Here is a 12618-nt window from a genome sequence, read left to right on the forward strand (position 1 = left end):
GCAAAGCTTCCTGTCGCAAGGGAAACCGGGCGCATTGCATCCGCGGCGAAGACGCTCTAGCGTCCCTCTCATGCGCTGGTTCCGTGCCTATCCCGTCCTGTCCTTCCTGCTTTTGTTGCCTGGTTGCGGCATCATCGGGGGAGGTGAGGACAAGCCGGAGACCGCTGCCAGTCCCTTTGGTCCAGGCGGTGTGCCGCAGCATTTGCGCGCGGGCGGCGGCTCGGCAATCAAACCCGGCGGGAATACTTCTCCCGAAGTCGTCAAGGCGATCCAAAACTACAATCCCGACGAACTGGTCTGGACCGATCCCGACGATCCCGATGCCGAACTCCCCGAACTGGATGGACTGCTCACCGCGCCGAAGCAGAAGGGTCCGTGGTGGGACAGCGAAACCGAAGCCCTCCGCGAGTCGAAGCGCACCGGCAAGCCGCTGCTCATCTGGTTCACCGACAGCGTCCGGAGCACCGCCTGCAAGAGCTTGAGCGCCAATTTGCTGACCCGCAGTGATTTCGAGGCGTGGGCCTCTGAAAACACGGTGCGCCTGGTGGTGGATCAGTCGGTGAAGGGGAAGAACATCGATGATACCACCTCCAAGGTGCTTTACTCCCGGGACCTGAAGAAGAAATACAACGCCAGCGGCTACCCCTCGCTGCACGTGCTCGCGCCCTCGGGCGAGGTCATCGGGCGCTACAAGAGCTATCGCTCCGGGCAGGAGGACTTCCTGTGGGGGCAGCTCAAGCAAGGCGTCTCGCTCGCCCAGCAGCGCCAAAAGTCGTGGAAGGCTTCGTTGGAGAAAAAGGGCTACCGGGACTGGTCGAATGAAAGCGGGCGGGTGATTTTTGCCAAGTTGGCGGCTTACAAGGAGGGTCAGATCATCCTCGTGGAGCCGGACGGGCTGAGGGTCCGCACCCATGAGAAGAATCTCTCCGCCGGGGATCGGGTCTGGATCCAGCAACAGAAGGAAAAGCGGGGGATACGGTGAGGGGGAAAATTACCAATTATCAATCTTCCAATCACCAATCAGAGTGCTTGAAGAAGGAGGACCGCTGACGCCACAGGCGGAGTTCTTCCGGAAGACTTGTCCATTCCTAGTGCGTGGCAGCTGTGGGTAGCGCCTTTTCCTTTCTTCCACACACTTCGATTGGTGATTGGAGGATTCCCGCTTCCCCGCTGTTGACGCGGGGAGTTTCCACCCCGAATACTCCGCGGCCCCGACTTTCGAAGGACCATGGAAAACGTCATCATCATTGGCACCGGCTGCGCCGGCTACACCGCCGCCATCTACACCGGCCGTGCGAATCTCACCCCGCTCATGCTCACCGGTACCCAGCCCGGCGGCCAGCTCACGACCACCACCGAAGTCGAGAATTTCCCCGGCTTTCCGGAGGGAATCATGGGCCCGGAGCTGATGATGAACATGCAGAAGCAGTCGGAGAAATTCGGCGCTCGCATCGAGTATGCGAACGTCGAGAGCGTCACGAAGAACGGCGACGGCTCCTTCACGGTGAAGACTTCCTCCGGAGAGCATCACTCCCGGACGGTGATCATCGCGACTGGCGCGGCTCCCAAGCACCTCGGCTTGCCCAACGAGCAGTCGCTGATTGGACGCGGGCTTACGTCGTGCGCCACCTGCGACGGTGCCTTCTATCGGGATGTCCCGGTCGCCGTCATTGGCGGTGGCGACAGCGCCGCCGAGGAAGCCACCTTCCTGACCCGCTTTGCCAGCAAGGTCTATCTGATCCACCGCCGCGACGAACTGCGGGCCTCGAAGATCATGGCCGACCGCGCCCTTGCGAATCCGAAGATCGAACCGGTCTGGAATTCCACCGTCACCGAGTATCTCACCGACGAAGCCGGTGAAATGCGCGCCGCGAAGATCAAGAATCTCGTCACCGGCGAGGAAAGCGAGCTGGAGCTGAAGTGCGTCTTCGTTGCGATCGGCCACGTGCCCAACAGCGCCTTCCTCGGCGACCTTGTGGACAAGGACGAGGGCGGCTATATTTTGCAGAATCCGGGCCGCACCACGACCAAGACCGAAGGGCTCTTCGCCGCCGGGGATGTGGCCGACCACTACTACCGTCAGGCCGTCACCGCAGCCGGACAAGGTTGCGCTGCGGCGCTTGAGGCGGAGCGTTACCTCGCCGACCACGAGTGATTGCTGGCCGATTCGGGGCTGGACGCCTGTTATCCGGAAGCTATCTTTCCCGCCTCATGTGTTGGAAATCCGTCGTCGCCGCGTGCGGCCTGCTGTTGGCAGGTCTCTCCGTGGCGTCGGCGCAAGATGGCTACCTCGAGTGGACGGATGCCAATGGTTTGGTAGGTCCGTTTGCCGAGCCGGAAGCCGATCTGGATACCGACGGCATTACGAATTTGATGGCCTACGCCTTCGACCTCGCGCCGGTCAATGACCCGGATGCCTGGGAGAAGCTGCCCTCCCTCGCCTTCATTGGCGACCCGCCGGAGCCGGTGATGACCTTCGTGCTGCCGCGGGAAATCCCGCGCGATGTTTGCTACGTGGTCGATCTGGTCACGGAAGATGGCAAGCGCATCGAGATCGCCCGCAAGAACGGCCGGGGCCCGTGGAAGGGCACCGGTGAGGTCTTCCGTCGCAAGCTGGAGGACGGCTGCACCGAGATCAGCGTGGAAGCACCGCTCGACATTCCGATTCCGGAAGGCGAGTGCCCGCTCCGTCTGCGGGTCGAGTTTTTGCCGTGAGATAGGCAGGGAAGGGGCAGGAGGCGCAGAAGAAGGCGTAGCCCGCTAGGATCGCGGCGCCTCGGGCCCGCTGACTCACTTGGCGACTCCGCTCTTCATCAGGGGGCTCCGACCACTCGGGCGGACTTGAGTGAGCTGCGGAGCGATGAGGTGCTTCTGCGGGCCAGAGGCTCCGCGCACCCAGCGGGCCGGGTTTCTCTTCCGGACCTCAGCCCAGCTGTTGGCGATCCTCGTCCGTCAGCTCGCGCCAGGTTCCGTGCGCGAGGCTCTCCAGCCTCAGGTCGCCGATTGCGGCGCGGATCAAGCGGAGTGTGGGGAATCCCACGGCTGCCGTCATCCGGCGGACCTGCCGGTTTTTCCCCTCGGTGAGGACGAGTTCGATCCAGCGGTCGGGGACGCTCTTGCGGAAACGCACGGGGGGGGTGCGTGGCGGGTAGCCCGGCTCGTCTAGCAGCCGCGCTTGGCAGGGCAGGGTGCGGTGGCCCTTGAGGTCGATCCCTCCGGCGGCCAGCTTCCGCAGCATCTCGTCGTCCGGCTGGCCCTCGACCTGGACGTGATAGGTGCGCGGGTGGCCGTGGCGCGGATCCAGCAGCCGGGCCACCAGCCGCGGCTCGTTTCCTAGCAGGAGCAGGCCTTCCGAATCCTGGTCGAGCCGCCCGATCGGGAAAAGATCCTTGGGAAACTGAAATTCGGCGAGCGTCCGCTGCCCCGGATGGTCCGGCGTGAATTGGCTCAGAACGCCGTAGGGCTTGTGAAAGGCGACCAGCATCAGTCAGGTAGACGGGAAAGCGCCGCCATTGAAAGTGAATGGCCCCGCCAATCACAAGGACCGACGGGGCCATCTTTTCCCCCCCCAGGGAAAGCTGTTGGTTCGCGGGTTCCGCCGGTGGCGTCAACCCTGAACTTGTGAATCTAATGCCATGGAACCGGACTTCCAACAATGCGTGTTGATACTTACGGGTGACTACGTATCGTAACGGCGGTTACACGCTCTCTCCCAATCGTGCTCGGAACTTCCTACTTTGACCTAGCTCAGGCAATCTATCGGGCGACGAATTTCGACGATGTCGTCGATCTGCTCGTCGCGAAATTGCCCGGTTTGATCGGAACGGACGAGGCCGTGGTCCTCGGATCTTCACCTCTAGTTGGCGTTTGCTCGGTTTCCAACCATGGGCCTATTGCAAAACGCCTGAAAGAGCGGATGGACTTGATGAACCGGCTCGCCAGCCGCCATCCGATCACGAACCGGGTCGATTTCAACAATCCGGGCGACCTGGGCTTCGCGATGAGCGATCACATTTCGCCGGAGGAATACCGGACCAGCGAGTTTGCCCGGGAGGTCTACGGGGACGACTGGGCCATGACCGATGCGATGTTCGGACTGCTGGTCGCCGGAGTGCGCCGCAAGGCCTACTTGACCTGCTACTATTCCGGGTCCGGGATCACCGTTCAGGCACGCGAGCGCTTCGATGCGATCCTGCTCACCGTGCGCGGTGTGCTCGACCGGTTGGAGGCCTACAATGTCGAGCGCGTGGTCCGGCAGCGGATCTTCGGTGCCAGTGCTCCGTTGGCCATCTTCTTCCTCAATCAATCGTCAGAGGTTTGTCCGCTCAACCACGCCGCGGTGACCTTTGCCGAATCCCGCTGGGCGCCGGATGAAGCGGTGCGCCAACTCACTCCCGATCAAACGGGATTGATCGACCGAGTCGTGGATGACGCATGGATCAACCCCGTGACTGCCGATTGGCGTGACGTCACGCTCGATCTGGGTGCCGGCCCGTCGCTCATCCACGCCCTGCCGAAGCTCAGCGGCGAGGTCATCATGATGTTTCCGGTCTCCGGGCATGAGCCTGTCGGCGAGGAAGCGGTGACGATTCTGACCCGCCGTCAGCGGGAAATCATGGAGTGGATCGCCGAAGGCAAGACCAGCGCCGAGGCTGCCATCATCCTGGGCATCAGTCCGCGCACCGTGGAGAAGCACTTGGAAGCCGTTTTCCAGCGGCTCGGCGTGGAGAACCGGATTGCCGCGATGCGCCGCTATCTCGATCTCAAGCGCGGCCTTTGACGCGATCAAGCGACCCTCGGAAGGCGGGGTCGTCGAAGTCGGCGGGTAGCCATCCCGGGAGGGGGGGGTGCCGGAAGGGCTCGTAGAGGCAGATATTGTTTCCGCCGATTACTCCACCAAGGTAGCTGAAGGTGCTTTTGGCGACGAAGAGCACGTCGCTGCGGACGAAGTGGTGGAAGCTCTCGAAAACGTCGTCGTCGAGGTGGAGCTGGGTGCCAAGCTCGGTGAACGCGCGGAAGTCGTCCGGCTGGCCTTGGGAAAAGAGCCGCACGGTGGCCTGATCCGGCCCCACCGCGGCGAGCACACGCCGGAGCCGGGCGAGCACCAGTTCATCGGCGGTAAACCGCTCGGAAAAGCGGCCGCTGGCTCCCACGTCGCCGCGGCGCAGGTGAACGGCGATTTGCACCTTGCCGTCGTCGTAGCCAGTGAGTTCCGGCTTGGGGGAGAGCAGGTATTTTTCCCGAATCAGCGGGGCGATGGCGGCCCATGCCTCGGGATGCCGGTCGGTCAGCTTGTGACAGTGCGCCACCACCTGCAGGCGGCGTGAGCGGGGGAAGAAACGGTGCGGTTTTGGGACCGTGACTATCGGGTAGCCGCGTCCCTCGATCTCGGCTGCCGGCACCTCGCCTGCGCCCAGGTTGAAGAAGCTTTCCCACGCCTGCGACCATGCGGCGGGCGTGGTTCCCTCCGGCACGTGGGCCACGTCGGAAACCGGGCTATGGGCGTAGGTCAGGCCCTTGAGCCGGGCGCAGATCATGGTGGAGAGCCGCGCCGAAATCTGGGCACCACCGCCATCATCGCGGTCGCGGCAGGTGAGGTAGCTGTCCTTCGGGCGCAGGAGAAAGGGCACGGCGGAGGATGGCCTCGGAGCCCCCGGGACTGGCAACCCCGAAAGCCTCACGGCCGCTCGAACACCATCAGGTGCTGCCACGGCAGGGGCCGCAGGTTGCCTTCGAACCGGAAGCCGGCGCCTTCGAGCTCCAGTCGCGCCTGCGCCTCGGTCATCTTGTGCAGCGGCTTGATCGGCACCTTCGGGTCCTCGCCGCGGAACTCGAGCAGGAAGATCCGCCCGCCCGGCTTCAGCGCGCGGTGGAGGGAAGCCAGCATCTCCTGCGGATGGGAGAATTCATGGTACGCGTCCACCATCAGTGCCGCATCGAGCGAGGCGGCGGGGAGCTTCACATCGTCGATCGCGCCGAGGTGCGGTTCGACATTAGAGATCTTGAGTTCCGCCGCTTTCTTTCGCAGGAAATCGAGCATCTCGGGCTGGATATCGAGGGCGACGACCTTTCCGCGTGGAACCTTCTCCGACATACGAAAACTGTAGTAGCCGGAGCCTGCGCCGATGTCGGCGATCACGGCATCCGGTGCCAGTTCGATGGCGGCGATCGCTTTGCTGGGGGCTTCCTCCTGTTCCCGTTCGGTCCGCTCCAACCAGCCGATCGCGGGGTGCCCCATCACCTTCGCGATCTCGCGGCCGTAGAAGAACTTGCCGATTCCATCCGGGGTGGCCGGGCCGGTGACGTAGGGGACTTCCACCGCAGCCGGGGCAGGAGCCGAGGCAGCAGGCGGCGGAGGAGTCGGTTCCGGAGGAAGGACCACCGGCTCGGCGGAGCGAAACCACGCCCACGCCGAAATCGCGGCGACACAGATGAGAACCAGCAGGGGAATCACGCGAGCCATGCCATGGATACGAGCAGGGCGGGGGCGGATTTCAATGAGCAGATTGTTGGAACGAAAGGCCCAGCCGCGCAGCGGGTTCTTGCGGGCCCGGATGGGGCTGATGTTAGGTAAACGGATGGATCCCACCCCCGATCGTATTTTTCAAATCGGCAGCGGCTTCTGGTCGTCCAAGACCTTGCTCGCTGCCGTGGAACTCGAGGTCTTTACGATTCTCGGCCAAGCTCCGGCCGACGTGGAGAGCCTGAAGCAGCGGCTCGGCTTTCAAGACCGCGGCGCCCGGGATTTCTTCGACACTTTGGTGGCGCTCGGCTTTCTGGAAAGTAGGGACGGCGTTTACCGCAATACGCCGGAAGCCGCGTTGTTTCTCGACAAGGCGAAGCCGTCCTACATCGGCGGGATGCTGGAAATGGCCAGCCGGCGGCTCTACGGGTTCTGGGATCACCTGATCCCCGCGTTGCGCAGCGGTGAACCGCAGAACGAGGTGAAAGGCGGCGAGGAACCCTTTGCCACGATCTATGCGGACCCCGAGCGGCTTCGCGGCTTCCTGCGTGCGATGACCGGTGTCAGCCGTGGTGCGAACCTTGCCATCGCGCAGAATTTTCCGTGGTCATCGTATCAAACCTGCGCCGATGTCGGCACGGCTCAGGGCGATCTGGTCGCACAGATTGTGCGGGCGAATCCGCACCTGCGTGGTACCGGCTATGATCTGCCGGTTGTCGGGACGGTGTTCGAGGAATACATCGCCGGGCTTGGGCTGACGGAGCGGGTGAAATTTCAAGCCGGTGACTTCTTCCAAGATGAATTCCCGCAGACGGACGTGATCCTGATGGGCCACATCCTCCACGACTGGGATCTGCCGACGAAGCGGATGCTCCTTGAGAAAGCATGGCGAGCCCTGCCACCTGGAGGCGCGGTGATCGTTTACGATGCGATCATTGATGACGACCGCTCGCAGAACGCCTTCGGTCTCCTGATGAGCCTCAACATGTTGATCGAGACGCCCGGTGGCTTTGACTACACCGGTGCCGACTGCATTGGCTGGATGAAGGAGGCGGGCTTCCGTGACTGCCGCGTTGAGCATTTGGTCGGGCCGGATTCGATGGTGATCGGGATCAAGTGATCCTCTGTCACTCGCAGTCCCGGATTCCCCGGATCTCCTCGGCGAGGCTGGTGGCGAGGCCCGGGGCTTGATCCTTCAGCTCGTCCAGACCGGAAGGGTCGCCGAGGCCTAGCAGGGTGATCGCACGGGTCATGGGGTGGCCGTCCAGGAACCGGTCCACCTCGTCACGCGTCGCGAATGCGAACAGCCCGGCATAAAAAAGGGGCTTGGGATCGCGAAGGGTGCTCTTCTTGTAACGCGTCAGGAACAGGGCGAGCCAACACGATTTCTCAAGTCGCTCCGGATCGGTCCGTTGAAGATGCTCGATCCAAGCCGTCGCCGTGTCCCGCAGGTGACCATGGACGATCCAGCTCTGGTTGACGCGCTGGACCTTGATCAGGTCGATTTCGCCCTCGTCCGACAGGGGGACGGGCTCTGGGAGGAATGACATCTACGGTTTTTTCGAGGGTTGAACGCTGTCGATCCTAGCATCTGCGTCGAGCGGTTCAACCGGTCCTTGCGCCCCGGGCCGCGGCTTCCTAGCGTCCCCGCCCCGCATCGCATGTCCGCCAAGATCCGCTTTACCTCCGCCTCCGCCACCCGGCTCGTCCTCGCAAAAATCGGTCACCCGCAGCGCGAAGAGCAGCTGCAGACCTCGAAGCAGGTCTATCCCATCGTTGAGGCAGACCGCTCGACGCTGACCGCGATCTTTCTCAAGCCCTTCAAGAGCCTTTCCGGTTATCGCTTCCATCACCACTCGTCACTCGACCAGCACGAGATGAACTCCTGCGCGAAGGCGATCTTCGAGGATCCGGAGAAGCTGCTCGAAAAGGGCTGCGACATCGCCAAGCGGCTCTACACGAAGTCGAATCACCCGAACATCAAGTCGGGAGACCTGTGCATCGCGTGGGTCGACGACCTTGAGGTCGATGGCAATCCGGTCACGGGTCTGTGCATCCTGAAGTCCGAGAGCGTGGTGCCCTTCCTGAGCATCTCGACCAGGGACGGCGACCTCCAGCTCCACACCGAGCACGGCATCAATCCGGAGAAGATCGACAAGGGTTGCCTGATCCTCAACCACCACCCGAACAAGGGCTTCCTGGTCCTGACCTTCGATCGATCGGGCTCCGACTCGCGCTTCTGGGTGCGGGATTTCCTTGGCGTGGTCGCCGTGACCGACAGCCCTTTCCTGACCAACAAGTTCACCGACATGGCGGTCGCCTTCGCGAAGCAGGAGGAGAAGGCCAAGAAGGAGGCGAAAAAGGAAAGCGCGACCGAAGACGCGCCGGCGGGCGACGACACCCCGCCGTGGGAAGCGACCACCACTGCCAATGGTGCGTTGGCCTATTTCCAAGAGAAGGCGCAGTTCAGCCTCCAGGAATTCGAGGAGGAAGTACTACGGACACCGGAGGCCGTGGAGAAGTTCCGCGAACACAAGGCCAAGGTCGAGGAAGAGCAGGGCCAGCGCTTCGACGACAAGTTCGAGATCTCCAAGAAGGACGTCAGCAAGGCCAGGAAGCGGATCGGCACCGTGGTCAAGCTCGACACCGGCGTGGAAATCCACGTGAAGCCGACCTTCGCCGATCAAAACGAGCCCGTCATGGAACGCGGCTACGACGAGGTGAAGGGGAAGAAGTTCATCAAGGTCTTCTTCAACGAGGAACTTGGGCGCTGAAGGCCGGAGAACGGCTCTTCTGAGGGCGCTCTAACGGATGCGACTTTTATCCGTGCGCGCGTTCGTGAGAACTTGGAAGCAACGGGCAAGGTCAGCCTCACTGGTTGCTTCCGCGGTGTTACCACCGCGCCTACGAGTTTGATCCATAGGCGCGCTTTGAAAAAGTGGAAGCAACGGGCAAGGCCAGCCTCACTGGTTGCTTCCGCGGTGTCACCACCGCGCCTACGAGTTTGATCCGTAGGCGCGTCCTTGAGAACGTGGAAGCAACGGGCAAGGCAAGCCTCACCGGTTGCTTCCGCGGTGTCACCACCGCGCCTACGGAATCCAAATCAAAGTCTTACCGTCTGCCGCCCACTGCGCGACGGCGACCGCCACTGCCACTGCCCGTGGCAGCGTAGCCCTCGCCTTGGGAACGGCCTCCTCCCTGGGAACGGCCCTTACCTTGGGAGGAGCGTCCTTGCGACTGGCGCTGGCCACCGCCGGACGATCCACCATGGGGCACGCTTCCGCGGACGCCGCGTTGATAGCGTTCGACCAGCGACTCGGCATGCCAGTGGTGATCGTTCCAGCGCGGGACGGCCATGCGGATGACCTTTTCAATCTCGCGCAGGTAGTCGAACTCGTCTTCCGAGCAGAACGACACCGAGCGACCGTCCGCACCCGCGCGGCCGGTGCGGCCGATGCGGTGGACGTAGGCTTCGGGTTCATTCGGTAGGTCATAGTTCACGACCAGTCCCACATCCTTCACGTCCACGCCGCGGGCGGCGACGTCGGTGGCGACGAGAACGGGCGTGAGGCCCTTGCGGAAACGGTCTAAGGCTTTTTCACGCTGTGCCTGCGACTTGTTGCCGTGGATGGCATCGGCATGGAAGCCGGCCTCGGTCAGGCCTTTCGCGAGCTTGTTGGCGCCATGCTTGGTGCGGCTGAAGACGATCGTGAGCTTCGCTTCGCCCGCACCGGCCTGCTCCTTGAGCAGCACTTCCAGCAGGTGGCGTTTGTGCTCCTTCTGCACGAATGCGACCGTCTGAACGATGCGCTCGGCGGTGGTGGTCTGCGGTTCGATGCTTACCTTGGCGGGGTTCTTCAGAATCGCCTCGGCGAGCTGGACGATGTTTGGCGCCAGCGTCGCGGAGAAGAACAGCGACTGGCGCTGCTGGGGAATCATGGCGACGATCTTCTTCACGTCGCGCAGGAAGCCCATGTCGAGCATGCGGTCCACTTCATCGAGCACGAAGAACTCGACGCCGGAGAGATCGACGTGCCGTTGCTCGATCAGGTCGAGCAAACGTCCGGGCGTGGCGACGAGGATATCGACACCGGGGCGCATGGCGGAGACCTGTGGATTCTGGCCGACGCCGCCGTAGATCAGGGTCTGGCGGAAACGGACGTGCTTGCCGTAGGTGGTGAAGCTTTTCGCCACCTGCACCGCGAGTTCGCGGGTCGGGGCGAGCACCAGCGTGCGGGCGCTCTTTGGCTTCAGCGCACGCGGCTTCTCATGCAGGGCATGGAGGATGGGCAGCGCAAAGCCGGCGGTCTTGCCGGTGCCGGTCTGGGCACATCCGAGCAGGTCGCGACCTTCCAACAGGAGGGGAATCGCTTGTGCCTGGATCGGCGAAGGAACGGTGTACTCGAGTTCGCGCAATGCGCGTTGGAGGGGCGCGGCCAACGGCAGCGCCTCGAACGTGGTCGGGGTCATGTGGTATGGGGGCCTGCTCGCGCGGATTCCCGGCGGCTGGCGGATTCTCGATGAGCATTCAGGTAATCCCCGAACCATCTCTCATCGATGAAGACCGGAAAAGGGTGGGAACCGTCGAATGGCTCCCGTCAGCAAAAGCTGCTGACGCGGGGACTGTAGCTTGCCATTGCAGCATGGCAAGCTTCGATTGCAGCTTCGATTTTTCGGCGGTCGGAAGCTGGTGGCGGCAGGCCGCATCGTGGGGCTCCCGAATCGAACCACGGGGATGCGGCCCGTGCCGCCAAAGTGCGACGGTCATAGACGCGACGCTACATTGTTAGCGCTTCCCGTCTTCGACGGCCTTCTTCCACTCGTCGCCGAGTTCCTGCACGGTTTTGCCGGTCCAGTCCTTCCACAGCTTCTCCTCGTATTTCCCTTCGCGGGCGGCGGCGTTGAGCTTCTGGAGCAGATCCTTGTCCTTCTCCTTGATGACCCAGTCGAGGAAGTTGGCGGTGGTACGGTAGCTGGCATCGTACTTCGCCTGCCGGACATCGCGAACGTGGGCACCCTTGCTCTCCGGCTCGAAGAGGAACCAGCGGATGTAGTCGCAGATGCCTTCGGTGATCCATCCCGGGGTGTCCTTCGGCTGGCGATTGGTCATGCGGGCGCGCCAGTAGTTCTGCACCACGTGGCCCATCTCGTGGACCGCGCAGCCCTTGGTCTCGTTTTTCTCGTTCTTGAGCTGGCCGGTGTACCACGGTGCGCTGAGGGCGATGCGATTGCCCGCGGCGTAGGCAGGGGTGCCGCCCATGTCATCGCGGTATTCGAAGGTCACCTGGTCCGGGGCGCGGTAGCCGTCGCTCGGCAGCATGGCGACGAGCTTGGGATACCACTCCTCGATGACTGGCAGCAGTTCCTTCTCGCTCCACTCGGTCAGCGCCGGTGCCTTGGTGCTGTCGATGGTGTAGCGGAACTTCCCGTCCTTGGACTTGAATTGCTTCACGATCTTCTCGAGCGGCTTGATCCGCTGGACTTCCGATTGCTTGGCATTGAGCACGTCGATCTCGCTGAAGAAGGTATTGGTGAAGCCGTTGTCGGAGGTCTTGGAGATGTCGAAAAGCAGATGGCGGAACTCGCCGAGTGGCTTGCCGTTCTTGTTGGCAACCTGGGCCGCATGCTGGCCGCCACCATCGCCGGTCTTCGGGCGGGTATCGACCTCGGCGACGAGTTCCCAGCCGCAGGTCTTCGGATCGGTGCCGCGTTTGGGAGTGGCGTTGAAGTCCTTCGCGGTCCCGTCGGCGGCATAGAGCTTGTAAACCTGAGGGCCGCGGCCCTCGCGATGCCATGAGTAGGTGGCCACTCCCTTCACGGAGATGAGGCTGCCGAGATCGAGGCCGATCCGCCCGCCATCTCCAGCGAAGAAGAAATTGGCCGATGGCTGATCTTCTCCGGCCGGCACCTTGCCATCACCGAGAACGGCCAGGGCGGGGCTGTTTCCGTCCTTTTCGCCATCGATGAGGGAGAAGGTTGCCTTCGCCGCGGCGTCGTCGAGCGCGGGAGGAAGCACCGGATCGAGCTTGAAGCCGGCATCCGAGGGGCCAAAACCCTTGGTCACTTCGGCGGCGGCCAGCAGGGTGGGGGAGGCCGCGATCAGGGCGGCGCAGGCGAGGATAGTGGGCTTCACGAGTTACTTACGACCGGAAGTG

At 62.9% G+C, this 12618-nt stretch carries 12 protein-coding genes; 6 read left to right on the forward strand and 6 right to left on the reverse strand.

The features are described from left to right. Positions 1–70 precede the first annotated feature (70 nt). The 3 genes from OKA05_RS01100 to OKA05_RS01110 all read left to right on the forward strand — a co-directional run bounded on the left by OKA05_RS01100 (position 71) and on the right by OKA05_RS01110 (position 2715). Entirely contained in the window at positions 71–982 is a 912-nt protein-coding gene (locus OKA05_RS01100) for a thioredoxin fold domain-containing protein (protein ID WP_264485238.1), read from the forward strand. Positions 983–1228: 246 nt separating this feature from the next. Further along, complete coding sequence (gene trxB, locus OKA05_RS01105) at positions 1229–2155, forward strand: thioredoxin-disulfide reductase (RefSeq protein WP_264485239.1); 927 nt, start codon at positions 1229–1231, stop codon at positions 2153–2155. Between the two features lie 56 nt (positions 2156–2211). Further along, a complete protein-coding gene (locus OKA05_RS01110; RefSeq protein WP_264485240.1) occupies positions 2212–2715 on the forward strand; it encodes a hypothetical protein in 504 nt (167 codons plus the stop codon). Between the two features lie 208 nt (positions 2716–2923). Here OKA05_RS01110 and OKA05_RS01115 read toward each other — a convergent pair whose 3' ends face one another. Beyond that, positions 2924–3484 carry a pseudouridine synthase gene (locus OKA05_RS01115; RefSeq protein ID WP_264485241.1) on the reverse strand — a complete coding sequence of 187 codons (561 nt, stop codon included), beginning with the start codon at positions 3482–3484 and terminating at the stop codon, positions 2924–2926. Between the two features lie 234 nt (positions 3485–3718). Here OKA05_RS01115 and OKA05_RS01120 point away from each other — a divergent pair, with 234 nt between their 5' ends. Further along, positions 3719–4780, forward strand: coding sequence for a response regulator transcription factor (locus OKA05_RS01120; protein WP_264485242.1), 1062 nt, complete (start codon positions 3719–3721; stop codon positions 4778–4780). On the opposite strand, the gene OKA05_RS01125 is transcribed toward OKA05_RS01120, so the two are convergent. Together OKA05_RS01125 and OKA05_RS01130 are read right to left on the reverse strand one after the other, a co-directional pair. Further along, positions 4764–5630 (reverse strand): hypothetical protein, encoded by an 867-nt coding sequence (locus tag OKA05_RS01125; protein ID WP_264485243.1) that lies wholly within the window; start codon positions 5628–5630, stop codon positions 4764–4766. The two genes, OKA05_RS01120 and OKA05_RS01125, sit on opposite strands and share 17 nt — an antisense overlap. Positions 5631–5677: 47 nt before the next feature. Next, positions 5678–6463, reverse strand: coding sequence for a class I SAM-dependent methyltransferase (locus OKA05_RS01130; protein ID WP_264485244.1), 786 nt, complete (start codon positions 6461–6463; stop codon positions 5678–5680). 115 nt (positions 6464–6578) lie between these two features. Here OKA05_RS01130 and OKA05_RS01135 point away from each other — a divergent pair, with 115 nt between their 5' ends. Further along, complete coding sequence (locus OKA05_RS01135; protein ID WP_264485245.1) at positions 6579–7583, forward strand: methyltransferase; 1005 nt, start codon at positions 6579–6581, stop codon at positions 7581–7583. Positions 7584–7590: 7 nt separating this feature from the next. Here OKA05_RS01135 and OKA05_RS01140 read toward each other — a convergent pair whose 3' ends face one another. Continuing rightward, positions 7591–8013, reverse strand: coding sequence for a hypothetical protein (locus OKA05_RS01140; protein ID WP_264485246.1), 423 nt, complete (start codon positions 8011–8013; stop codon positions 7591–7593). 111 nt (positions 8014–8124) lie between these two features. Between OKA05_RS01140 and OKA05_RS01145 the strand changes: the two genes are divergently transcribed. Further along, a complete protein-coding gene (locus tag OKA05_RS01145) occupies positions 8125–9237 on the forward strand; it encodes a nucleoid-associated protein (RefSeq protein WP_264485247.1) in 1113 nt (370 codons plus the stop codon). 337 nt (positions 9238–9574) lie between these two features. Here OKA05_RS01145 and OKA05_RS01150 read toward each other — a convergent pair whose 3' ends face one another. Both OKA05_RS01150 and OKA05_RS01155 read right to left on the reverse strand, forming a co-directional pair. Further along, the gene (locus tag OKA05_RS01150; protein WP_264485248.1) at positions 9575–10933 is read right to left on the reverse strand and encodes a DEAD/DEAH box helicase; all 1359 of its coding nucleotides are present in this window, start codon (positions 10931–10933) and stop codon (positions 9575–9577) included. Between the two features lie 316 nt (positions 10934–11249). Continuing rightward, the gene (locus OKA05_RS01155; RefSeq protein WP_264485249.1) at positions 11250–12596 is read right to left on the reverse strand and encodes a basic secretory protein-like protein; all 1347 of its coding nucleotides are present in this window, start codon (positions 12594–12596) and stop codon (positions 11250–11252) included. Between the last annotated feature and the right edge of the window lie 22 nt (positions 12597–12618).

The organism is Luteolibacter arcticus, assembly GCF_025950235.1.
Lineage (GTDB): Bacteria > Verrucomicrobiota > Verrucomicrobiia > Verrucomicrobiales > Akkermansiaceae > Haloferula > Haloferula arctica.

Bases quoted from the DNA above. Each gene is read 5' to 3' on its own strand.
- OKA05_RS01100 (WP_264485238.1), top strand. From the start codon at position 71: ATGCGCTGGTTCCGTGCCTATCCCGTCCTGTCCTTCCTGCTTTTGTTG.
- trxB (WP_264485239.1), top strand. From the start codon at position 1,229: ATGGAAAACGTCATCATCATTGGCACCGGCTGCGCCGGCTACACCGCC.
- OKA05_RS01110 (WP_264485240.1), top strand. From the start codon at position 2,212: ATGTGTTGGAAATCCGTCGTCGCCGCGTGCGGCCTGCTGTTGGCAGGT.
- OKA05_RS01115 (WP_264485241.1), bottom strand. From the start codon at position 3,484: ATGCTGGTCGCCTTTCACAAGCCCTACGGCGTTCTGAGCCAATTCACG.
- OKA05_RS01130 (WP_264485244.1), bottom strand. From the start codon at position 6,463: ATGGCTCGCGTGATTCCCCTGCTGGTTCTCATCTGTGTCGCCGCGATT.
- OKA05_RS01135 (WP_264485245.1), top strand. From the start codon at position 6,579: ATGGATCCCACCCCCGATCGTATTTTTCAAATCGGCAGCGGCTTCTGG.
- OKA05_RS01140 (WP_264485246.1), bottom strand. From the start codon at position 8,013: ATGTCATTCCTCCCAGAGCCCGTCCCCCTGTCGGACGAGGGCGAAATC.
- OKA05_RS01145 (WP_264485247.1), top strand. From the start codon at position 8,125: ATGTCCGCCAAGATCCGCTTTACCTCCGCCTCCGCCACCCGGCTCGTC.
- OKA05_RS01150 (WP_264485248.1), bottom strand. From the start codon at position 10,933: ATGACCCCGACCACGTTCGAGGCGCTGCCGTTGGCCGCGCCCCTCCAA.